23 protein-coding genes are annotated in these 22,715 nt (G+C 50.2%); 5 read left to right on the top strand and 18 right to left on the bottom strand.

The window, feature by feature from the left end:
- Nucleotides 1-199 precede the first annotated feature (199 nt).
- The 11 genes from ACLJRH_RS10490 to ACLJRH_RS10440 form a co-directional block, all read right to left on the bottom strand.
- Complete coding sequence (locus tag ACLJRH_RS10490; RefSeq protein WP_000095795.1) at nt 200-499, bottom strand: YqjK-like family protein; 300 nt, start codon at nt 497-499, stop codon at nt 200-202.
- Nucleotides 496-894 (bottom strand): phage holin family protein, encoded by a 399-nt coding sequence (locus ACLJRH_RS10485; protein WP_000785626.1) that lies wholly within the window; start codon nt 892-894, stop codon nt 496-498. Before ACLJRH_RS10485 ends, ACLJRH_RS10490 begins: the two co-directional genes overlap by 4 nt.
- Nucleotides 895-896: 2 nt before the next feature.
- Nucleotides 897-1,202: a YqjD family protein gene (locus ACLJRH_RS10480; RefSeq protein ID WP_000031219.1), complete on the bottom strand. Its 306-nt coding sequence runs from the start codon at nt 1,200-1,202 to the stop codon at nt 897-899.
- Nucleotides 1,203-1,243: 41 nt separating this feature from the next.
- Nucleotides 1,244-1,612 (bottom strand): DUF1090 domain-containing protein, encoded by a 369-nt coding sequence (locus ACLJRH_RS10475; RefSeq protein WP_023137407.1) that lies wholly within the window; start codon nt 1,610-1,612, stop codon nt 1,244-1,246.
- A 144-nt stretch (nt 1,613-1,756) separates the two neighbouring features.
- Complete coding sequence (gene mzrA, locus ACLJRH_RS10470; protein ID WP_000917516.1) at nt 1,757-2,140, bottom strand: EnvZ/OmpR regulon moderator MzrA; 384 nt, start codon at nt 2,138-2,140, stop codon at nt 1,757-1,759.
- A 3-nt stretch (nt 2,141-2,143) separates the two neighbouring features.
- Nucleotides 2,144-2,806, bottom strand: a complete 663-nt coding sequence (yqjA, locus tag ACLJRH_RS10465; protein WP_000422141.1) for a DedA family general envelope maintenance protein YqjA — start codon at nt 2,804-2,806, stop codon at nt 2,144-2,146.
- A gap of 449 nt (nt 2,807-3,255) precedes the next feature.
- Nucleotides 3,256-4,500: a serine/threonine transporter SstT gene (gene sstT, locus ACLJRH_RS10460; protein ID WP_000235363.1), complete on the bottom strand. Its 1,245-nt coding sequence runs from the start codon at nt 4,498-4,500 to the stop codon at nt 3,256-3,258.
- Nucleotides 4,501-4,754: 254 nt separating this feature from the next.
- Nucleotides 4,755-5,723: a TerC family protein gene (locus ACLJRH_RS10455; protein WP_001098836.1), complete on the bottom strand. Its 969-nt coding sequence runs from the start codon at nt 5,721-5,723 to the stop codon at nt 4,755-4,757.
- A 270-nt stretch (nt 5,724-5,993) separates the two neighbouring features.
- On the bottom strand, nt 5,994-6,992 hold the full coding sequence (locus ACLJRH_RS10450; RefSeq protein ID WP_023223243.1) for a Gfo/Idh/MocA family protein: 999 nt from the start codon (nt 6,990-6,992) through the stop codon (nt 5,994-5,996).
- Between the two features lie 87 nt (nt 6,993-7,079).
- Nucleotides 7,080-7,772 carry a vancomycin high temperature exclusion protein gene (locus tag ACLJRH_RS10445; RefSeq protein ID WP_001646364.1) on the bottom strand — a complete coding sequence of 231 codons (693 nt, stop codon included), beginning with the start codon at nt 7,770-7,772 and terminating at the stop codon, nt 7,080-7,082.
- A gap of 151 nt (nt 7,773-7,923) precedes the next feature.
- Complete coding sequence (locus ACLJRH_RS10440; protein ID WP_001646363.1) at nt 7,924-8,421, bottom strand: M48 family metallopeptidase; 498 nt, start codon at nt 8,419-8,421, stop codon at nt 7,924-7,926.
- Between the two features lie 85 nt (nt 8,422-8,506).
- Between ACLJRH_RS10440 and rlmG the strand changes: the two genes are divergently transcribed.
- Nucleotides 8,507-9,643 (top strand): 23S rRNA (guanine(1835)-N(2))-methyltransferase RlmG, encoded by a 1,137-nt coding sequence (gene rlmG / locus ACLJRH_RS10435; RefSeq protein ID WP_000019989.1) that lies wholly within the window; start codon nt 8,507-8,509, stop codon nt 9,641-9,643.
- 80 nt (nt 9,644-9,723) lie between these two features.
- Here the strand turns inward: rlmG and ACLJRH_RS10430 are convergent, their stop codons facing one another.
- Both ACLJRH_RS10430 and ygjG read right to left on the bottom strand, forming a co-directional pair.
- Nucleotides 9,724-11,742, bottom strand: a complete 2,019-nt coding sequence (locus ACLJRH_RS10430) for an NADPH-dependent 2,4-dienoyl-CoA reductase (protein WP_000121524.1) — start codon at nt 11,740-11,742, stop codon at nt 9,724-9,726.
- A gap of 170 nt (nt 11,743-11,912) precedes the next feature.
- Nucleotides 11,913-13,292 carry a putrescine aminotransferase gene (gene ygjG / locus ACLJRH_RS10425; RefSeq protein WP_001520281.1) on the bottom strand — a complete coding sequence of 460 codons (1,380 nt, stop codon included), beginning with the start codon at nt 13,290-13,292 and terminating at the stop codon, nt 11,913-11,915.
- A gap of 429 nt (nt 13,293-13,721) precedes the next feature.
- Between ygjG and ACLJRH_RS10420 the strand changes: the two genes are divergently transcribed.
- Together ACLJRH_RS10420 and ACLJRH_RS10415 are read left to right on the top strand one after the other, a co-directional pair.
- Entirely contained in the window at nt 13,722-15,242 is a 1,521-nt protein-coding gene (locus tag ACLJRH_RS10420) for a PAS domain-containing methyl-accepting chemotaxis protein (protein ID WP_000094638.1), read from the top strand.
- 386 nt (nt 15,243-15,628) lie between these two features.
- Complete coding sequence (locus tag ACLJRH_RS10415; RefSeq protein WP_000478462.1) at nt 15,629-17,197, top strand: methyl-accepting chemotaxis protein; 1,569 nt, start codon at nt 15,629-15,631, stop codon at nt 17,195-17,197.
- Here the strand turns inward: ACLJRH_RS10415 and ACLJRH_RS10410 are convergent.
- Complete coding sequence (locus ACLJRH_RS10410) at nt 17,194-17,841, bottom strand: PadR family transcriptional regulator (protein ID WP_000983434.1); 648 nt, start codon at nt 17,839-17,841, stop codon at nt 17,194-17,196. The genes ACLJRH_RS10415 and ACLJRH_RS10410 overlap by 4 nt on opposite strands.
- A gap of 231 nt (nt 17,842-18,072) precedes the next feature.
- Here ACLJRH_RS10410 and ACLJRH_RS10405 point away from each other — a divergent pair, with 231 nt between their 5' ends.
- Nucleotides 18,073-18,840 (top strand): siderophore-interacting protein, encoded by a 768-nt coding sequence (locus tag ACLJRH_RS10405; RefSeq protein ID WP_000213762.1) that lies wholly within the window; start codon nt 18,073-18,075, stop codon nt 18,838-18,840.
- 233 nt (nt 18,841-19,073) lie between these two features.
- Here the strand turns inward: ACLJRH_RS10405 and ACLJRH_RS10400 are convergent, their stop codons facing one another.
- Genes ACLJRH_RS10400 through ACLJRH_RS10385 form a run of 4 tightly spaced genes read right to left on the bottom strand, consistent with a single transcriptional unit; the run spans nt 19,074 to nt 22,344 of the window.
- Nucleotides 19,074-19,895, bottom strand: coding sequence for a hypothetical protein (locus ACLJRH_RS10400; RefSeq protein ID WP_023136706.1), 822 nt, complete (start codon nt 19,893-19,895; stop codon nt 19,074-19,076).
- Nucleotides 19,882-20,925 carry a tyrosine-type recombinase/integrase gene (locus tag ACLJRH_RS10395; protein WP_023136705.1) on the bottom strand — a complete coding sequence of 348 codons (1,044 nt, stop codon included), beginning with the start codon at nt 20,923-20,925 and terminating at the stop codon, nt 19,882-19,884. Before ACLJRH_RS10395 ends, ACLJRH_RS10400 begins: the two co-directional genes overlap by 14 nt.
- Nucleotides 20,926-20,939: 14 nt before the next feature.
- Entirely contained in the window at nt 20,940-21,752 is an 813-nt protein-coding gene (locus ACLJRH_RS10390; RefSeq protein ID WP_023212685.1) for a hypothetical protein, read from the bottom strand.
- Between the two features lies 1 nt (nt 21,753).
- On the bottom strand, nt 21,754-22,344 hold the full coding sequence (locus ACLJRH_RS10385) for a phage repressor protein CI (RefSeq protein WP_023136703.1): 591 nt from the start codon (nt 22,342-22,344) through the stop codon (nt 21,754-21,756).
- Nucleotides 22,345-22,474: 130 nt separating this feature from the next.
- On the opposite strand from ACLJRH_RS10385, the gene ACLJRH_RS10380 reads away from it, so the two are divergent.
- On the top strand, nt 22,475-22,696 hold the full coding sequence (locus ACLJRH_RS10380; protein ID WP_023136702.1) for a hypothetical protein: 222 nt from the start codon (nt 22,475-22,477) through the stop codon (nt 22,694-22,696).
- The last annotated feature ends 19 nt before the right edge of the window (nt 22,697-22,715 follow it).

The following is a 22,715-nucleotide window of genomic DNA, read 5'->3' as shown; positions in this document are numbered from 1 at the left end:
AATGACACGGTTTAGCGCGTCATTGTTATCGCTGGAGAGAATCATAAACGTGGCATACAGGAATTGTTAGCAAGGAAAATTGCCAAATTTTTTCAAAAAAATTGAGTGATTGATAAAGAGACGATATGCATAAAAGTATCGCGCCACCAGGGGTAATCGGGCGATAACCTGATGGCGCGATGCTATAAAAGAAAAGATATTAACCGCGGAGCTGTTGTTGACGGAGGGTAGTTTTTACCAGGCGCCAGGCGCTCCAGATACCCAAGCCGCGTTTCGCCCAGCGTACCAACATATTAGGATGACGGATGGTCCAGATGGCCATTACGCTGCTACCGACCAGCGCCCAGGAGCGCAGGCTTAACACCGTATTCCAGCCGCGATCGTACGCACCGGTGGTCTCCAGCCAGTCGCGACGGCTGGCGGACAGATCCAGCCGTTGCTGCTGGATCTGACTGAGAAGCAGCGCTTTACGTTTTTCGCGTTCGCTTTTGCTGCTCACGACTGATCGTCCTCCAGAATTTGCCGATCGTTAGCCAGTTCGTGCCGCGTATGGCGCAATAGCGTGGACTGACGCGCTTTGCGCAAAGTCCAGATGCCGCCGATTAGCGCAAGCACTAACAGCACAACTGTGGTAGCGATCATCGCGTTCAAACGGTACTGAGGATCGATAGCCCAGATGACCAGAACCATCAGGCTCATTAAGCCAAACGCCGCGAAGAGCATGGTAAGACCTACCATCAGCAAAAGCTGAAAGAGGTTCGCCTTCTCTTCTTCCAGTTCTACTACCGCCAGTCGCAGCCGGGTTTCCACCATCTCAACGATAATGGTGACAATCCGCTGCCCGATACCCAGTACGCTTTTGCCTGGTCCTTGTGCCTGTCGAGAGTCCGCCATAATTAACGACGCGTCAGCAGTACGCCCAACACCAGACCGACAGCGGCGCCAATGCCTACGCCTGTCCAGGGATTTTCGCGCACATAATCATCGGCGCGGGCGGCGGCGACGCGAGTCTGTTTGGCAATCACATCACCCGTTTCGCCCAGGCGGTAACGGCTCTCTTTCAGCGCGCGCTCGGCTTTGCTACGAATCTTACTCAACTCTTCTTTCGACTTTTCGCCCGAAGAGCTCAGCACTTCCTCAAGCGTATCGGTCAGGGATTTCAACTCAGCGCGCAGATGTTCCGTAGTGTTATCTTTCGACATAGTTTTCTCCAGGTGAGTGAGTATTTACATTCGGCGTTAATTTAGTAGTCTCTGGCCTCAAGTTTTTTTAGATCATCCTGAGCCTCGGCCAGCTTACGTTCACGTTTGTCTATTTTATCCGCATCGCCTTTTACTTTTGCCTCGGCTAAATCACGTTGGCGTTCGGCTACCTCTTCTTTTTGCTCAGCGATCTTTTTCTGATGCTCGGCGCGCAGCTTGCTGTCAGTACAATTGGCGCGTACTTCGCTGAGCGCCTTGTTCAGACCCTCAATACGGCGCTGATTGTTGTGCTTTTCAGCGTAGCTAATTTCCTTTTGTATATCCTGCTCTTTTTCCTGACAAAGCGAATTAGCGTAGCTACCGGCGCTAAGTGTAAAAAGCGTGATAGCCAAAGCGATGCGGTATTTCATTCCTGAACTTTCCCTTATGTTCGGACCCGTTGTCCGGGGCGGTGATCCCGATAATAACGCGGTGGGTTAAACACCGCTTTATTAATCATAGTCATTAAACAATGAAATCACCAAAGTGAGTGATATGATTCGGATTCCTGGAGATTAGCCAAAGCGGTGGGAGCTTTCCCGTAAGCGGGACAGCCACTGTACCGTTTCGTTGTCATCGTCCTGCTGAGCGACGACATAACCGTGTGGTAATGTTTGATCAAGCACTGTTTTTGCTGCGGCGCTTTGCGCAGGGGAATCGAAGGTAATGAGCAACATGTCATTTTTAGGCGTAATGCTTTTAAAATGAATGCCGTTCGCATCCAGATGATGCAGAACTGAGAAGCCGTCTGGCATACTGGCGCCCTGGTTAACCGCGCGAATGGCCAGCGTCGACTCTTGCTGACGCAGCGTTGACCACGTCATCATGAGTATGGTCAGCATCAGTAGAAAAGCGCTGATCCAAATGAGTTGTCGGGCAGTTATGCGTGGTTTAAGCATAAGTTATCCCCGGCTCCCATACTTCTTTTTCCACAGCATGACCAGTGAACCCGCCAGGCCAAAAAAGAGCAGCACCACGGGCAGCAGCATCAGGCATGACATTAACTGATCTTCATATTTCATAAAGACGGGCGTTTTGCCCAGCAGATAGCCCAGCGACGTCAGGATAAGCACCCACAACAAGCCGCTCATCCAGTTGAAGAACTGAAAGCGCGCGTTATTCAGGCCGGATATGCCGGCAATGGTGGGCAGCAGTGTTCTGACAAACGCGATAAAACGGCCTATCAATAATGCCGACAGGCCGTGTTTATGGAAAAGGTGATGGGCGCGTTGATGATAATGTGCGGGGAGATGAGAGAGCCAGTTTTGCACGGTGCGGGTATTCCCCAGCCAGCGGCCCTGAATATAGCTCACCCAGCAACCTAGGCTGGCCGCGACGGTAAGCAGCAAAATGGTTTGTGGAAAACCCATCGCGCCTTTGGCGATCAGCACGCCGACCAGGATCAACAGGCTGTCGCCAGGCAAAAAGGCGGCAGGGAGCAGCCCATTTTCCAGAAACAAAATCATAAATAACACAAAATATAACATGCCAATCATGGAAGGATTGGCCAGTGTTTCAAAGTCCTGAGCCCACAGGGCATTCAGCAATTGAGTCAGTAGTTCCATTCAGTATTCCTGGAGAATCGGTTAACGTCACGCCGGTGATCTGAGGTTTGCACTGCCGCAACAGAGTTGGAGTTTTTATCAGCGTTGCGGAAACGGCAAATTCGCGGCCTGAACTATTCCTTGTTAAGTTGTGAAGTAAGCAAGCACTAACACACAAAAATTCAAAATGCATCTAATTGTAACAAAGGTCAACGAAGTCCGTTATAGAAATTACGCGTCGTTGAGCTTTGATTTTGCTTATCGCAAAGGAGGGTGGCGAGAGGATTTACACAGGCTGACACTTTATACTGTACGCTGACCGAGCGCCGCGGCAGACGCCATCTACATATAACGTTACGCGAGGATGTCGCGCGTGAACATCAATTCGCTTTAGGTCACAGCCTATGGATTGGGAGATTCAGATCTATCGTCACGCCGGATGGCACGCGCCATCCGGCATCGATAATCACTTAGCTACGCAAGGCGTTATTCGCCAGACGTTCGTCCTCTGCCTGGCAGGCTGCCGCAGTGAACAGAACATCGGTAGATGAGTTCAGCGCCGTTTCACACGAATCCTGCAATACGCCGATAATAAAGCCGACCGCCACTACCTGCATCGCGATATCGTTCGGAATGCCAAACATGTTGCACGCCAGCGGGATCAGCAGCAATGAACCGCCTGCCACGCCGGAGGCACCGCAAGCACACAGCGAGGCCACCACGCTCAGCAGCAGCGCTGTAGGCAGATCCACCGGGACGCCTAACGTATGGACTGCCGCCAACGTCAGAACCGTAATGGTAATTGCCGCGCCGGCCATATTGATGGTGGCGCCCAGCGGAATGGAAACGGAGTAAGTATCCCTGTCCAGATTCAGCTTTTCGCACAGCGCCATATTCACTGGAATATTGGCGGCAGAGCTGCGGGTAAAGAAGGCATAAACGCCGCTTTCACGCAGGCAGGCGAACACCAGCGGATAAGGGTTGCGACGAATTTTCCAGAATACCAACAGCGGGTTGACCACCAGCGCGACCAGCAGCATACAGCCAATCAAGACGACCAGCAGGTGCGCATAACCCCACAGGGTGGAGAAGCCGGTGGTTGCAAGCGTTGATGAAACCAGACCAAAAATACCGACTGGCGCGAAACGGATCACCAGTTTCACCATAAAGGTCACGGCGTTAGACATATCGTTCACGAGGTTTTTGGTGGTTTCATTGCCATGACGCAGGGCAAATCCCAGACCGACGGCCCACACCAGAATCCCGATATAGTTAGCGTTCAGCAGCGCGTCGATGGGGTTCGACACCATGCTCATCAGCAGACCGCGCAAGACTTCTACAATGCCGGACGGCGGCACGATATCCTGGGCGCTACTGGACAGATGCAGCGTTGAAGGGAAGGCGAAGCTGAACACAACGGCCGCCAGCGCGGCTGAAAAGGTGCCTAGCAGGTAAAGAAAGAGAATAGGGCGAATATTGGTTTTTTGACCGTGCTGGTGGTTGGCGATCGAGGCCATGACCAGCATCAGCACCAGAACGGGGGCGACCGCTTTTAAGGCGCCGACGAACAGGGTGCCAAGCAAGCCAACCGCTTCCGCCGCAGGCTTAGAAATCCATGCCAGTAAAATCCCCAGTACCAGACCCACTAAAATTTGTTTAACCAGACTGCCTTGCGCTAAACGCTGCAGTAGCCCTGATGCTCGTTGCGTAGCCATTTCATGTTCCTTGTATTGTGTTGCTGGTCATCCCCTGCACGCTCTTACGGCGCATCTTTCAGGATGTAACAAAGTGTTTGCCTGGTTGAGTATAAGGAAAGTTGAAGGTTCGGGAAGCGAAATATCCTGGATTTTTTGCTGTGATCATGTTTTATAACTTTATATTAACAGCATTGTGACATGTTAAACAAAAACGCCCGACAGGTGTGCGCTGCCGGGCGTTTTTGACGGGGCAGGTTTACCCCGATAAAAGATTATTGCGCTCGTAGTTTCTTATCGCGCTGATGGTTAACCCAGGCGTTAATCACCAGCGTAATGGTCAGAATGCCAAACACTACGCCCAGCGAAATCGCGATAGGAATATGGTAGAAGTCGACGATCAGCATCTTAATGCCGATAAAGACCAGAATGACCGCCAGACCATATTTCAGCATCGAGAAGCGTTCCGCCACGCCGGACAGCAGGAAGTACATCGCGCGCAGTCCTAAGATGGCAAACAGGTTAGAGGTCAGTACGATGAACGGGTCGGTGGTGACCGCAAAGATCGCCGGAATACTGTCAACGGCGAAGATTACATCGCTGAGCTCAACCATAATCAGCACCAGCAGCAGCGGCGTGGCATACAACAGGCCGTTTTTACGTACGAAAAAGTGCTCGTTCTCGATCGTATCGGTCATACGCAGATGTCCGCGCAGCCAACGCACCATCGGTTTTTCGCCAATGCCGGATTCGTCTTCCTTCGCCAGCGCCATTTTTACGCCGGTAAACAGCAGGAAGGCGCCGAACACATACAGCAGCCATTCGAACTGAGTGATAAGCCAGGTACCGGCGAAAATCATGATAGTACGCAACACGATCGCGCCAAGGACCCCATACACCAGCACCCGGCGTTGCAGAGCCGGAGGGACGGAGAAATAGCTAAACAGCATCAGCCAGACAAAGACGTTATCTACGGCCAGCGACTTTTCAATCAGATAGCCGGTAAGGAACGCCAATGCCTGCGGGTCAGCAACTTCGCGCCCTTGCGTTTCAGCCAGATACCACCAGAAAGCGGCGTTAAACAGTAGCGAGAGCGTTACCCACAGGATTGACCATCCTGCCGCTTGTTTCATCGACATAGCATGTGCGCCACGGCGTCCCTGCAACAACAGGTCGATGGATAGCATTATCACCACAACAACCGCGAATCCACCCCATAATAATGGCGTACCAACAGTATTCATTATTTCTCCCTATGCAAAAAAAAAACGGCTAACGCCGAATGGCATTAGCCGCTGCTTTTATGCATAGACCTTGCCATTCGGCAAGGTCTCACTTACAACAATAAAGGAATACGCTGACGCATTCCTTTATGGCTACCCGGTGACCGGATGTGGTTTTGCACACATCGTAATGACGATCGACCGGCAATGAAGTTACTCCCCTTTGCGCGTAACAAAGTATGACAGGCCACGCATAGAGTCAATGACCTGTAACATATAATTTACATAATTTTACGCAGTAAGGGGATGAGTCAGATCGTCCGCCGGGAAGATGACCCCGGTTTGACGGCGTATTTCTGTCAGCCATTTTGCCGTGGCGCGACTTAGCGACAACCCCGGATGTTCCACGGCATGGTTTTCAATAAGCTGGGCAAACGCCCCGGCTTCATACAGCATGGTATTAATATGCTGAGGCTGGGTCAGATCCTGCATCAGCGCGCCGCGCGGCGCAAAACACACTTTCTGGCATTCCGACAGCTTTTCAATGACCAGCGATCCCCTCTCGCCCTGAATTTCACTGGCCAGTACCGAGTCGCTGACTTTGGAATGCTGTAGCGTGACGCTAAAATCGCCGTAATCCATAACCACGACGCCGTGCGCATCTACTCCGCTTTCCAACAAATTCGCCGACGCCTGAACGCTGCACGGCTCGCCCCATAGCGCGATCGCCGACGCCAGACAGTAATACCCGATATCCATAATCGAACCATTGGAGAAGGCCGGATTAAACGTATTCGGATTTTCACCGTTCAGATAGCGCTGATAACGTGAAGAGTACTGGCAGTAATTTAGGAATGCTTTATGCATTCTGCCGATTTTCGGCAACGATTCCCGCAGCAGCAGGAAATTGGGCAGGCAGGCGGTTTTAAAGGCTTCAAACAGTACCCGCTGATTATCGCGCGCGCAGGCGATAGCGGCATCAACCTCCGCCAGGTTAGAAGCCAGCGGCTTTTCGCACATGACATGTTTTTTATGCTGCAAAAAGCGCTGTGTCTGGGAGAAATGCAGGGAGTTCGGGCTGGCGATATAAACCGCCTCAATCGCGTCGCTTTGCGCCATCGCTTCCAGCGAGGTAAACAGATGCTCGACGGGATAATCATTTGCGAAAGACTGCGCCTGTTCAAGACTACGGGAGTAAACGGCGGCGAGCCTGAATTTGCCGGTTTCATGGGCGGCGTCGACAAACTGGCGCGTGATCCAGTTAGTCCCAATTACAGCGAAACGTATCATAAACGTCAGCGGACTCCAGAAAGGGATTTTCGTCAATGTAGCACGCCTTTCCGCCCTTGCCAGTGCGCTGCGACGCACTCTGGCATTTTACTGGCGAGAAGGGCACCCGTGTGCGCTATCAGCCCCAATAGTGACGCCAGCGCCCAGATATTTAGGCTGACGGTGCAAAATTTTGGCATCCAGCACCGCGCTAACCCGCGCCAGCTTTTCCCGAAGTCGTGTGTAGGTTCCGTGCCTTTTATTCAGATCCGGCGCGTTAACGCCGATAGCGTCAATGCCATATTGTTGCGCCAGCCAGATCGCCCGTTGATTATGGAATGCTTGCGAGATAATCGTAATGCGGTTTTCGCCAAACACTTTCCGGGCGCGAACCACGGAGTCCAGCGTGGAGAATCCGGCATAATCACAAAAAATGGCCGCTTCCGGCACACCTTTCGCTATCAGCGCCTGCTGCATCGCCGAAGGTTCATCGTACTCTTTTTTGCCGTTATCGCCGCTGACTAACAGCCACTTCACTTTACCGGCGTGATACAACGCGGCGGCAGTATTAATCCGCCGGGTAAAATACCGATTGCCGGGTTTAGCGCCTAACACCAGCCCGACGTTGCGGGCGGGAACGGTCTGAATGTCATTCCATGTCAGATGCTGCGAGGCGTTGACGATAAGCCAGTTGGAATAGAAAAGCGCGACGCCTGCTGCGACAAGCAGAAAACACGCCACTGTTAACGCCCGGCGTGTAAAACAGAGGCGGCGGATAAAACGGGCACATTGTGAGAGCATGGTCGTTGCGCGGTTCCGTTGGCGGTGGATAAAAAATACCCTCTACAGATCGTCATCCTTGACGTGGCGGCAGGCAATGAGCGAAATGTGAACGCGTCGATTTTATGCCCACGCCGTTAAAAAGATACGGGGGAAGGGGCATTTTCAGAATTTATTGTGCCGACAGCGCCTGATGCGTCAGCCACAGGCGCGTATCAAACTCCAGTTGATGGTACTGCGGCTCCATATGGCAGCAGAGCTGATAAAACGCTTTGTTATGCTCTTTCTCTTTCAGGTGTGCCAGTTCGTGAACCACAATCATTCGTAAGAATGGCTCCGGGGCGTTGCGAAACACGGTGGCGACGCGGATCTCCGCCTTTGCCTTGAGCTTGCCGCCCTGAACGCGCGAGACAGCGGTATGCAGTCCCAGCGCATTTTTCAGCACATGGATCTTGCTGTCATACATCACTTTATTAATGGGCGGCGCATTGCGCAGAAACTGACTTTTCAGTTCCTGAGTATAGTGATATAGCGCTTTGTCAGTGGCGTAATCATGCGCGCCGGGATAACGTTTTTCCAGCACTGCTCCCAGGCGCTGCTCGGCGATTAAGGCGCGCACCTGGGCAAGGAGATGTTCCGGATACCCCTGAAGGTAAGTTAGTGAGGTCATCAAAGCTCCATGTTGCTGATAAAAAGTGTATACTCACGCACCCTTTTCAGGGATAACGCCGCAATTTTACCATTCAGGAGGCCTAATGAGCCACGTAGACGACGGTTTCCGTTCACTGACGCTGAAACGTTTTCCGCAAACGGATGATGTTAACCCGCTTCTGGCGTGGGAGGCGGCCGATGAGTATCTGCTGCAACAGTTGGATGAGACGGAAATTCGCGGCCCGGTGCTGATCCTGAATGATACGTTTGGCGCGCTAAGCTGTGCGCTGGCGGAGCATTCGCCATACAGTATTGGCGATTCGTATTTAAGCGAACTGGGTACGCGAGAGAATTTACGCCATAACGGCATCGCGGAGTCCAGCGTAACGTTTCTCGACAGTACCGCTGACTACCCGCAGGCGCCGGGCGTGGTATTGATTAAGGTACCGAAAACACTGGCGTTGCTGGAACAGCAGTTACGCGCTTTGCGTAAGGTCGTTACGGCGCAAACGCGTATTATCGCCGGCGCGAAAGCGCGTGATATTCATACCTCTACGCTGGAACTGTTTGAAAAAGTGCTGGGCCCAACCACGACGACGCTGGCGTGGAAGAAAGCGCGCCTGATTAACTGTACCTTCAGTCATCCGCAACTGGCCGACGCGCCGCAAACGCTAAGCTGGAAACTGGAAGATACAGGCTGGACGATTCACAACCACGCGAATGTGTTTTCTCGTACCGGATTGGATATCGGCGCGCGCTTCTTTATGCAGCATTTGCCGGAAAACCTCGACGGGGAGATTGTCGATCTCGGCTGCGGCAATGGGGTGATTGGCCTGAGCTTACTGGCGAAAAATCCGCAGGCGAACGTGGTATTTGTCGATGAATCGCCGATGGCGGTAGATTCCAGCCGTTTGAATGTAGAAACGAACCTGCCGGAAGCGTTCGAACGCTGCGAATTTATGATCAACAATGCGCTCTCCGGTGTGGAGCCGTTCCGTTTTAACGCTGTGTTCTGCAACCCGCCGTTCCACCAGAAACATGCGCTGACGGATAATATCGCCTGGGAGATGTTCCATCACGCCCGCCGTTGCCTGAAAATCAACGGCGAACTGTATATTGTGGCGAACCGCCATCTGGACTATTTCCACAAGCTGAAGAAGATTTTCGGTAATTGCGCGACGATAGCAACCAACAATAAATTTGTCATTTTGAAAGCGGTGAAGCAGGGACGCCGTCGATAAGGCGCTCAAGCGTCATACCGGCCTATAAAACCGGTATGACAGCGTAAGCCCGATAAGCGCAGCGCCATCAGGTAAAGTCGTTAAATCTCCAGCGCCAGTCGGGTGCCCTGGGCAATCGCCCGTCGGGCATCCAGCTCCATCGCGACATCGCATCCGCCGATAAGATGTACCGTTTTACCTGCGGCGCGTAACGGGTCCGCCAGCTCGCGGCGAGGTTCCTGTCCGGCGCAGATCACCACATGATCCACTTCCAGCAACTGCGGTTCGCCGCCGATCAAGAGATGTAATCCGTCGTCGTCGATCTTCTGGTAACTAACCGCCGGGATCATCTTCACGCCGCGCGCCAGTAACGTCGCGCGATGGATCCAGCCGGTGGTTTTACCTAATCCTTCGCCCGGCTTGCTGGCTTTGCGTTGCAGCATGACTATTTGCCGTGGACTACGTGCCTGGCGCGGGCCTTCCGGGCGCAGACCGCCTGCCTGTTGCAGGCTGGTATCAATTCCCCATTCCGTACAAAATTCAGCAATATTTTGGCTGGTGGATTCGCCGTGCTGGCTCAGATACATGGCCGTGTCAAAACCGATACCGCCGCAGCCGATGATCGCCACTCGCTTACCAACCGGCGCTTTATCGCGCAATACCTCCAGGTAGGTCAATGCTTTTGGATGATCGATACCGTCTATCGGCGGGCGGCGCGGTACTATTCCGCAGGCGAGGATCGCTTCGTCAAACGGCTGAAGATCCTCTGCGTTCACCCGTTGGTTCAGTTTCAGCGTAACGCCAGTAACATCGATCATTCGACGGTAGTAGCGCAGCGTTTCGTAAAACTCCTCTTTACCTGGGATCTGCCTGGCGATAGTGAACTGACCGCCAATTTCACTCTGGGCGTCAAACAGCGTGACATGATGGCCGCGCGACGCGGCGTTAATCGCGAAAGCCAGCCCCGCCGGGCCTGCGCCGACAACGGCCAGATTCTTTTTGCGTATGGCCGGCGTTATCGGCATGTGGGTTTCGTGACAGGCGCGTGGGTTCACCAGACAGGAGGTCACTTTGCCGATGAAGATCCGATCCAGACAGGCCTGATTACAGCCGATACAGGTGTTGATCTCATCTGCGCGTCCGGATTGCGCTTTAGTCAGGAATTCGGCATCGGCAAGGAAGGGGCGCGCCATCGACACCATATCGGCATCGCCGCGCGTCAGGATCGTCTCGGCGACCTGCGGATCGTTAATGCGATTGGTCGCGATCAGCGGAACCGACACATGACCTTTAAGTTTCCGCGTCACCCAGCTAAAGGCGCCACGCGGTACTGGCGTGGCGATGGTCGGGATTCGCGCCTCATGCCAGCCAATGCCGGTATTAATTAGGCTTGCGCCTGCGGCTTCAATGGCTTGCGCCAGTTGTACCGTTTCGTCGAACGTGCCGCCATTTTCCACCAGATCGAGCATCGACAGGCGATAGATAATAATAAAGTCGTTCCCTACCCGCTGGCGTACCGCGCGTACTACCTCAACCGCGAAGCGCATACGGCTGGCATAGTCGCCGCCCCATTCGTCATCGCGATGGTTAGTTCGCCGGGTGAGAAATTCATTAATCAGATAGCCCTCTGATCCCATCACCTCTACGCCGTCGTAGCCTGCTTCCCGCGCCAGTTGCGCGCAATGCGCGAAGTCGTCGATTAACTGCAAGATTTCATCATGCGTCAGTTCATGCGGCATAAAGCGGTTGATTGGCGCCTGAATTGCCGACGGCGCGACCAGGTGCGGTTGATAGCTGTAACGTCCAGTGTGCAGAATTTGCAGCGCGATTTTACCGCCTTGCGCATGTACGGCATCGGTCACCACGCGGTGAGGCGTTAATTGGCTGGCATCGTTCAGCATCGCGCCGCCGGTCATCACGACCCCGGAGGGAACGGGCGCAATACCGCCGGTGACGATTAACGCTACGCCGTGTCGCGCGCGCTCGGCATAAAATGCCGCCAGGCGCTCGGCGCCATCAGGATGTTCTTCCAGACCCGTGTGCATCGATCCCATCAGCACGCGGTTTCTGAGAGTAGTAAAGCCCAGATCGAGCGGGGCGAACAGCGACGGGTAGCTCATAAGCGTATCCAGTATGTAAAATTATTGTTATGTGGTCGGATGAGTTACTACTGTAGCCGTCGCGAGGTAAAAGGGAAAAGGGGAATGTGGTGATTGTGATGGGATTCAAAAAAGAGGCCGCGACCCGGGGAAAACAGGCCGGATAAGCATAGCGCCATCCGGCATCGTTTTTAAACCTCTTCAACGCTCACCTGCATCGCCGCCAGCGCATTACGCGCTGATTTCAATACCTGTTCGCACAGTTCAATGGTTAGCGTGAGCGGTGGCTCGATACGAATTGTTTTCGCATTATTCAGCGTACCAGCGACCAGCACGCGTTGACGGAACATCTCACTGGCAAAACGGTAGCCCGTTTCGTTATCGACAAATTCAATGGCCATCAACATACCTTTGCCGCGCGCATCGTGTACCAGATTGGGATATTCACGCGCAAGTTGTCGAAAACCATCCAGTAGCGTATCGCCTTTTTGTTCCGCCTGGGCCGGGAGGTTTTGCTCCAGCAGGACGTTAATGGTCGCCAGCGCGGCAGCACAAGCCAGCGGATTACCGCCAAAAGTGGTGGTATGCAGGAAGGGGTTGTCGAACAGAACCGAAAACACCTCTTCAGTCGCGATGGTGGCGCCAATCGGCATCACGCCGCCGCCCAGGGCTTTCGCCAGACACAGAATATCAGGCTGCACATTTTCGTGCTCGCAGGCAAACATCTTGCCGGTACGCCCCATGCCGGTTTGTACTTCATCCAGAATCATCAGCGCGCCGAATTCATCACAGAGCTTACGTACCTCTGTCAGGTATCCCTGCGGCGGCAGGATCACGCCGCCTTCACCCTGAATAGGCTCCAGAATCACGGCTGCTATCTCGTCGCCCGTTTTTTTGCCTTCGCTAAATGCCATGCTCATCGCGTCGATATTGCCAAACGGCACATGGCGGAAGCCCGGCAGTAAAGGCATAAAGGGTCTGCGGAAGGTGGATTTGGCCGTGGCGGAGAGCGCGCCCAATGATTTGCCGTGAAATGCGCCGCTGGTGGCGATAAAGGTAAACTTGCCGCGCGGCGACTGATACGCTTTTGCCAGTTTTAGCGCCGCTTCGACGGATTCGGTGCCGCTGTTACAGAAAAAGCTGTACTTGAGTTTCCCCGGTGTCAGCGCTGCCAGCGTTTTTGCCAGCATCGCCCGCAAGGGGTCAAGTAACTCCTGGCTGTGGAGAGGTTGTTTTGCGAGTTGATTCTGGACGGCGGATACCACAACAGGATTACGGTGCCCCACGTTAAAGATGCCAAATCCCCCAAGACAGTCGATAAACTCCTGCCCCTGGGTGTCGACAAGCGTATTCAAACTGCCCGCTTGCCACTCTACGGCTCCGTAATCCCCGCCGGCGGTAACAGATTTCCGGTATTCCAGAAATCCTGGATTTACATGCTCTTTAAAGTAGTCAATGACCTCTCGGTTTAGTGCTTTCATTTCCTCATGGTTTAGCGTTCGCTTCTCGATGAGATTCAGTGCGTGCGCGCTACAGGCCAAGGCCGATGCGCTGGAAGGTAACCTGTTCAAAATGAGCTCCAGAGGGCCGTGTATCACATGATACTGAATTAAGTATTGCAGGGATTAGCGGGGGTCTAAGCCCATAGTGAAAATCGGGATAAACACCAGGAATAATCACATTTACACAACATTTAATGTCATGCGTTAACAATTGGATGCATTTTGAGCAGATCTTGTTTTACGGTTTACGGTGTGTTGCGTTAGCGGCGGCGTGAGAAAAAGGTGAGCCAGGGCAGATTTTAAAGAAAAAGGTTGTCTACGCTAAACAATTTCATAATGAAAATAAGGCGCAGGATGAGGTGAAAATCGTACAAATATTAAGGATTAATCGCAAATTGCGATCCAGAGCAATTTTAACAACTAAAGATAAATAGATTAGCGCCGAAATAACATCTGAGCGAAAAATTAACATCCAGATAACCTGCACAGGACGCTATCATGTCTTCTCATCCCTACGTCAGCCAGCTAAATACCCCGCTGGATGATGATACCACTCTGATGTCTACGACCGACCTGGAAAGCTATATCACTCACGCCAATGACACTTTTGTCCAGGTGAGCGGCTATCAGTTAAACGAGTTACTGGCGCAGCCACATAATCTGGTGCGTCATCCGGATATGCCGAAAGCTGCCTTCGCAGATATGTGGTACACCCTAAAACAGGGCGAACCGTGGAGCGGCATTGTGAAAAACCGGCGTAAAAACGGCGACCATTATTGGGTGCGGGCCAACGCGGTACCGATGATACGTGAAGGGCGTGTGACGGGATATATGTCGATCCGTACCCGCGCCACGGATGATGAGATTGCCGCCGTTGAGCCTTTATATCAGGCGCTAAATGAAGGGCGGTGTAATAAACGTATTCATAAAGGCCTGGTGGTTCGTCAGGGTTTGCTGGGCAAACTGCCCGCTATGCCTGTTCGCTGGCGAGTGCGTAGCATTATGGGGCTAATGGCCGTAATGCTGGCGTTGGCTCTGTTCGGTACGGATGCGTCATGGCAGGCGTTGCTGTTGGGCGCGTTGGCGATGCTGGCAGGTACGGCGCTATTTGAATGGCAAATTGTGCGTCCCATTGAAAATGTGGCGACGCAGGCGCTGAAAGTGGCGACCGGCGAACGCAACAGCGTACAACATCTTAATCGTAGCGATGAGTTGGGGCTGACGCTGAGGGCCGTAGGGCAGCTTGGCTTGATGTGCCGCTGGCTGATCAATGACGTATCAAGTCAGGTTTCCAGCGTCAGAAACGGCAGTGAAAGGCTGGCGAAGGGTAACAATGATCTGAACGAACACACCCGTCAGACCGTGGAGAATGTTCAGGAAACGGTAACGACCATGAACCAGATGGCGGAGTCCGTGAAGCTCAATTCCGAGACGGCTTCCGCTGCGGATAAGCTTTCCATGGCGGCCAGTAGCGCGGCGACTCAGGGAGGTGAGGCGATGGATACGGTGATTAAAACGATGGATGATATCGCTCACAGTACGCAACGTATCGGGACGATCACCACGCTAATTAACGATATCGCTTTTCAGACGAATATCCTGGCGCTGAATGCGGCGGTAGAAGCGGCGAGAGCGGGCGAGCAGGGGAAAGGGTTTGCCGTGGTTGCTGGCGAGGTACGCCATCTTGCCAGCCGCAGCGCTAACGCGGCGAACGATATTCGTAAATTAATTGACGCCAGCGCAACAAAGGTGCAGTCAGGCTCCGAGCAGGTTCACGCCGCAGGCCGTACCATGGATGACATTGTAGCCCAGGTGCAAAATGTCACCCTGCTTATCGCACGGATCAGCCAGTCGACGCAGGAACAGACAGATGGGCTTTCCAGCCTGACTCGCGCCGTGGACGAGTTGAACCGCATAACCCAGAAAAATGCGGCGCTGGTGGAAGAGAGCGCACAAGTCTCCGCGATGGTAAAACACCGTGCCAGCCGGCTGGAGGATGCGGTCACGGTACTGCATTAAGTTTATTTGTAGGTCGCAACGGTAATGACATCCGCCCGGTAGCAACAAGCTTACCGGGCGGATGCGCTCTGATAGAAGGCGGTGCCTGCCATCACAGAGAGTATCAGTGGCCTGTGATGTTAAAAATAATGTGATATTTATTCCTTCTTTCTTCCTACCTATTAATAGGTATAAGCTCAGTTAATAAATAAGAAATGGTTAACCTTTTAGCGTATTTCTTTCATTATTGGTGCCAATTTATGTCACTATTGGTTCATCTTTCTGTGAACAATAAAAATTACTTACTAATAATGTTCCGAAATAAAAAGCGATCAATATCATAAAGTTAGTAACATTATTGCCGATAAATCTTCCTGTATGAGGATATGCAATCCCAGGGAGAAAATATGTTTTTGCATAACATTAAAATACGTTCAAAATTATTTATGGCCTTTGGCTTATTCATTGTTCTCATGGTGGTGAGTTCCGCTCTGTCTTTGTTTAGCCTTGATCGGGCTAATACGGGTATGCAGGACATTATTACCAATGATTATCCCACCACGGTAAAAGCCAATCTGTTAATCGATAATTTTAATGATTTCATCATCGCGCAGCAGCTCATGTTACTGGATGAAGAGGGGCGCTGGAGCCAGAGCTCGCAGAAAGAACTCAGTGAGATAAGCCAGCGCATTTCGGCTTTACTGGATGAGCTTTCTAGGGAAAATAGTCACGATGCGGATTCACAGAAAATCATTAATGAGATCCGTGAAGCGCGCCAGCAATACCTGGAGTCCAGATTCCGTATTTTGAAAGATATTCAAAGCAATAATCGTCAGGCGGCCATTCAGGAGATGATGACCAGAACGGTGCAGGTGCAAAAAGTCTATAAGGACAAAGTCCAGGAACTTATCGCTGTTCAGGACGCGCAGATGCATGAAGCGAGCGTGCAGGTCAAAGAGGATTTTAAAAATAATCGGACGCTGTTAATCACTTTGGCGCTGATAAGCATCGCCGCCGGAGGCGTAATGGGATGGTATATTGTGCGTTCTATTACCCGACCGCTTGATGACGCGGTACGCTTTGCCGAGGCGATTGCCGATGGCGATCTGACTCGTCATATCACCACCGACTATAAAGATGAAACAGGCGTACTACTGCAAGCGTTAATGGCGATGAAAACGCGTCTGCTGGATATCGTACAGGAAGTGCAAAACGGTTCGGAGAGTATCTCCACGGCGGCGGCGCAAATTGTCGCCGGTAACCAGGATTTGGCGGCGCGTACGGAAGAGCAGGCCAGCTCGGTTGAAGAAACGGCGGCGTCGATGGAACAGATTACCGCCACGGTTAAAAATACGGCTGACCATACCAGTGAAGCGACCAAACTCTCTGCCGGCGCCGCCAGCGTGGTGAAAAACAATGGGGAGATGATGAATCAAGTGACGCAGAAAATGCGCGTCATTAACGACACGGCAAATCGTATGTCGGATATCATCAATATCATTGATTCCATTGCCTTTCAGACCAATATTCTGGCGCTGAACGCGGCGGTTGAAGCGGCGCGCGCGGGCGAACATGGACGTGGTTTTGCCGTTGTCGCCGGAGAGGTTCGCCAGTTGGCGCAAAAGAGCGCCTCGTCAGCCAGTGAAATCCGTAATTTGATTGAAGATTCAACCAGTCAGACTCAGGAAGGGATGCACCTGGTGGAGAAAGCCAGCGCCCTGATTAATGGCATGGTGGATAACGTCGAAGAGATGGATGTGATATTACGTGAGATTGGGCAGGCCAGCCGCGAGCAAACTGACGGTATTTCGCAGATTAACAGCGCGATTGGCCTGATTGACGCCGCCACGCAACAAAACTCCTGCCTTGTGGAAGAGTCTGTTGCCGCCGCAGCGTCGCTGAACGAACAGGCGTTACATTTAAAAGAGCTGGTTAACGTGTTCCGCGTCCGCGAAGAGGACACGCAGCCCGCTTAATCCAGTTCGGCGATTTCCAGCGCCGCGCGATCAATCACGCCGATAATGCGTTTGATTTGCGCGTCGTTGATATCGCTGTGGTTTATCCGCAGATCCAGCACGGCCTTGAAGTTATCCAGCGCCCGCTTCATCTGCGGATTTTTACGTAACTCCATGCCCACACAACGGGCTTTTAGCCGCGCCTGAATATGCGTCAGATGTTCGCGATTTTCATCAAGCCATTGCGCGCCGTTCGCGGTAATCGCGATTTTTTTCCGCCCGCCTTCTTCGTCGCTAATCGTGATAAATTGCTGATCCTGTAAAAAATCCAGCGTAGGGTAGATCACGCCAGCGCTTGGCGTATAGCCGCCCCCCGTCAGGTTTTCTATCGCTTTAATCAGTTCATAGCCGTGGCTGGCGTCCCGGGTCAGGATATCAAGAATGACCAGCCGAAGTTCCCCGTGGCCAAAAAATCGCTGGCGTCGACCACCGCCCTGTCCATGACGACCACAGCCGTGTCCGTGACGGTGTTCGCCGCCGCAACTGGCGTTCTCATGCTGATGCGCGCTATGGCAGCCTTCATGCTGATGTTCGCGATCTTTGCAGCAACCATCGTGCTTATGATCCCGGTTTTTGCAACACCCTTCATGTTGATTTTGCATCATTGCCTCCTGCTTATTTAGATATATCTAATTTATATCTAAATGATGGATTTTAGCAAGGGTAAAAGCGATTGTTGCTATAATCTATTAATTTATAACGTTTTATTCTAAGGTTATAGTTAGCGACTCGTTGCCAGAACACTATCAAAAAACAGTTGCATTTTTACTGATTAACAATCATTATCATTTAAAACTTTAATTTAGATATATCGTATTACTTCACGAAGGCAAAAAATGACGACATCATCCGTACGCTACCCACAACGTGTTCGTAATGAACTGCGTTTTCGCGAGCTGACCGTTCTGCGGGTAGAACGTATTAGCGCAGGATTTCAGCGGATCGTACTTGGCGGCGAGGCGCTGGACGGTTTCACCTCCCTGGGCTTTGACGATCACACGAAAGTTTTTTTCCCTGAGCCAGGCTGTCGCTTTACGCCTCCGACAGTCACTGAGGAAGGTATTATCTGGGGGGAGGGCGTTCGTCCGGTCTCCAGGGATTACACGCCGCTGTATGATGAGGCGCGTCGCGAGCTGGCGCTGGATTTCTTTATCCACGATGGCGGCGTAGCCAGCCGTTGGGCAATGGAAGCCCGTGAAGGCGATACACTGACGATCGGCGGGCCGCGCGGTTCGCTGGTGGTGCCGGAGGATTATGCCTGTCAGGTTTATGTCTGCGATGAGTCCGGTATGCCTGCGCTGCGTCGTCGTCTGGAATCGCTTAGTCGTCTGCCTGCGCGCCCTGCGGTAACCGCGCTGGTGAGCATTCAGGATGCCGCATATCGCGATTATCTCGCCCATTTGACGGATATTACTGTGGAATATGTTGTTGGCGGCGATGAACAGGTAATGCAAACGCGCCTGTCGCAGCTGACAATACCAGAATCAGACTATTTCATCTGGATTACTGGCGAAGGCAAAACGGTAAAACGTTTAAGTCAGTGCTTTGAAAAGGGGTTTGATCCACACCTGGTACGTGCGGCAGCCTATTGGCATCGTAAATAGCGGTATGGGGCGACCCTGTCAGAAACAAAAAAGCCACTCTTTAGAGTGGCTTAATTATATGATTTTAAAGCTAAAATTTGGTGGCCCCTGCTGGACTTGAACCAGCGACCAAGCGATTATGAGAAGAGTGACCTACCTATAAAAATCAATAAGTTATAGTCAAATCATAAACTTGGATGACGAATGTTATCCAAGTTTATTGAGTATTTGAGTTTTGAGGGGACAAAAAAGGGTCAAAAATCAGTGGCATCATCCCAAGGGGTTTTACCTTCTTTGACTAGGTCGTTAGCGCGAGTAATGACCTCCGCCGCCCGATGAGAAAGAAATAGTATTTTTCTGTCTTGGCGTTCAAAAATATAACGGAACTGAGTCATGTTTGTATTCGTATAGCATGAGATAAAAAAGAGAATATCTTCATTAATTTTTGCATGATACATCCGTAACATTAAACTATAGGTTTCTTCATCGGTAGTTTTGTCTAAAGTGTCGATAAGATACAAAAAATGTTTGAATTCGTCTTTAAAACTTATCTTCATTTCTGATAAAACAATAGCCGGTCGATGAAAATCAAATCCTCTTCTATTTTCCGGAATAGTATTACTCAGCATTGACCATAAATCATTTAGCAATCTTCTGTAAGCTTCTTTAATGAAATCCTCCTGGGGAACTATGTTTTTTTTGTTTATAGCATATATTTTCCTCTCAAGTATGGAATTGAATGCGTCGATATAACTCTCAAACAGCTTTAAAGAAAATTCTTTCTCCATGTTTTTTATTTGCCGCTCGTTGTTTTTGATTGACTCCATTGTTAGGTTATGTGTTTTTTCATTGTTTTTAAGTGTGATATGAAGTGTATATATTAACGCAAATATGCTACATGCTGACAAAAGTGTGCCACTCGTCCCGCTTAAAAATGAACCTAGGCTTGACCAATTAGCTTGATTATTAGAAAGTTCACCGTGAAAATGATAAAAATAAACAGCCAATGGAGTTAATGATATAATAATAATTGCAAGGGAAATTAAAAAAGGTATTGTTTTTTTATTTGTTTTCATTCTTAAATACTCCGGAAAGAGGATTGAATCTTAATGCTTCGTCAAGATGAACAGGGGAGAAATGGGAGTATCTCATGGTCATTTTAATATCTGTGTGCCCTAATATACTTTTAAGAACGAGGATGTTTCCGCCATTCATCATAAAATGTGACGCAAAAGTGTGGCGCAGAACGTGCGAAAGTTGGCCATCTGGTAAGTTCAAATCGGCACGTTCGACAGCTTTACGAAATGCTGAATAACAAGATTTGAAGAATCGCCCAAGCTTTGCCGGTTTTGGTAGTGCGTCATAAAATTCTTGGCTGATAGGCACAGTTCTGTTTCTGTTCCCTTTCGTTTTGAAAAAGCTGACTTTCAGGTTTTTGATTTGTTTAGTTGTAACTGATTCAGCTTCATCCCAGCGAGCCCCTGTAGCCAGGCACAAGCAAGCCACCCAGTACGTGCTTTCATTCCTGCTTTTCATACATTCTTCTAACAAGCGAGCGATCTCTTCATCTTCAAGGTAGGCTAATTCGGCTTCCTCAGATTTGAAGGGACGAATGTTAGTTAGGGGGTTATCTAGTTTCCAGTGGCCGAGGCGCTTCAGCTCATTAAATACCGCCCGGAAATACGCCAGCTCAAGATTCATTGTTCTAGGGGAAACCTGTTTGACGCGTGATGTGCGGGATATCTCACCGGACAGGCGTTTTTTGCGATACAGAGAAAACATGGTGGCATCAAATTCATGAGCCAGTGGATCGCCCATGCTTTCACAGGCAAACTCCATTGCGCTTTTACGCTTCTCACCATCGTCTAATGTCACGCCGTGCTCGTTGTACCATTGCTGCACGAGTTCACGCAGTTTGCGGGGATCTTCTTTTCCATCCAGCCACGGTTTTACATGGATATTCTCCATGATGTGATTTTCGTAGGCTTGCGCTTCGCCTTTCGTAGTGAATGTCTTACGAATTCGCTTGCTGGGTTTACCTTTTGGTTTTCCTTCTGGGTAGAAGTCCAGTAACCATTTCCCATCTAATTGTTTTCGGATTGACACCACTAATACCTTAACTATGAATTATCATCATCTTTTTTCGTATGAGTATAAATAATGTTTATCGTATCTTTAGATTTCTCTTCAAGATAATCATCAACTGCTTGTAGTAAAGAGTTGGAACAATTTTTATTCTCAGATTGACTCAGAATCTTTCTAGTCCAAGAGTTCATAAGTTGATTGTCTAATTTTTTGTTTTTCTGTAATGACTCTATTCTTGACATCTTTTCGTCAAGTCTTTTTATCATTTCAAATATGAGGCTGTCTTTCTCATTAAGTTGCAAATGTTCAACATTGGCTGGTTGAATTTTTAATAATTTCACAATTGAATTAACGTCATCTTCGGTTGCTTCATCTGTTTCCATAAGCATTGCTGCTATTTCATCAATATCATTCATTACACTGTCGACACGTAAAGTATGATCGTATTTTACGTAACGAAAACCAGTTATATCAAACGGTGTATTAGTTCGTCCATCTGTGATGAGAATTGTTTTTTTGTTGAATGCTTGTCTAAGTCCTAATTCGTAGAACACATTGGCATTTTTAGAACTTAAATCACAAATAGCCATGTCGCATTCGACTATGTTTTTTAAAATATCAAACATAATCATGTGCGAGGCTTTGGCGTCATCTGCCCTTACTACTTTGAAGCCTGCTTTCTCACATGCGGGTTTTATTAGGTGGTTATAAACCCGACCAAAATGACCATTGTCATAATCAGGATGATCGGCAATAGGCATAATAGCAAAGCACGTCTTCTCTTTTTCTACTGCTTCCTGAGGTACTTCATCATTATTTCTAGTTATTTTTTTTTGAGAGGTGCTCATGTCAATTCCCTTCTGAAATAATTAAAACCACACGACCTATTACATTAATATCATCAAGTGCGCAGTCAAATGCCATACCAACACCACTAACACGCACTTTTTTAATCGGGATACGTGTGAGCGTTCTGATGCTGGTTTTACCCTCAATGTTTACCAGCCATTCGCCGCCGAAAACTTCTGCAAACTTCTGATCGAGGATAAATTGGGCCTTTTCGTCCTGGACACAAATAGGAGCTGCCGGTAGTGGCGCGCCAGCGCGGAAAAATACTTTGTCAAACATCACATAGCCGGAGTCATAAAGTTGGCCATCAACTAGTTTTTTGCTGGGGAATTTCATGATATCCAGTTCGGCATCCTCAAACTTTTTCCCTTGTCCCGTCGATATCCATTCTAAGGAAGCCCCTGTCTCTGCAACGCAACGAACAACCATATCTGCAGGAAAAATACCTCTTTTGAATCTTGCTGAAAGGCTACTCGAAGCCATGTCGAAGTGATCGGCTAGTTGAAGCTTAGATGTAAAACCATACGCTTCAACTACGCGATCAAGTACTTCGCTGCTGTGCCCTATTTGGTCAAAGGGGAATTTGCTCATAAGTACACAACTTTCGACTAAAGCGAAAATTTATTTCTCTATTTAGTCGAATTAAAGCCTCTCCATGATTTAGTTTTAATCGAATGCTGATGAGTGTTGCCGCGCTCAACTGAACAAAGGAGTTTGCCTTATGCGTCCTAACATTACAATCACCATCCCTACCCCTTACCTCCCGATTGATGAGTATTGCCGCATTACTGGTACGCCTATGGGGACGGCTCGTGACATGGTACGTGATGGCCGTCTGCCTATCCGTGGAAAAGGTGATAAGCCTCGTGCACGCGTTGAAATCAATATGGCTGCGTTAACGGTGCAAGCGTTAAGCGAATGCAATATTTCGGTTAACGCGTAATTCATCCTACGGATTAGAG

It is taken from the genome of Salmonella sp. SAL04162 (assembly GCF_046551535.1).
Taxonomy (GTDB): domain Bacteria; phylum Pseudomonadota; class Gammaproteobacteria; order Enterobacterales; family Enterobacteriaceae; genus Salmonella; species Salmonella enterica.
This window is presented reverse-complemented; position numbering and strand designations above follow the sequence as displayed.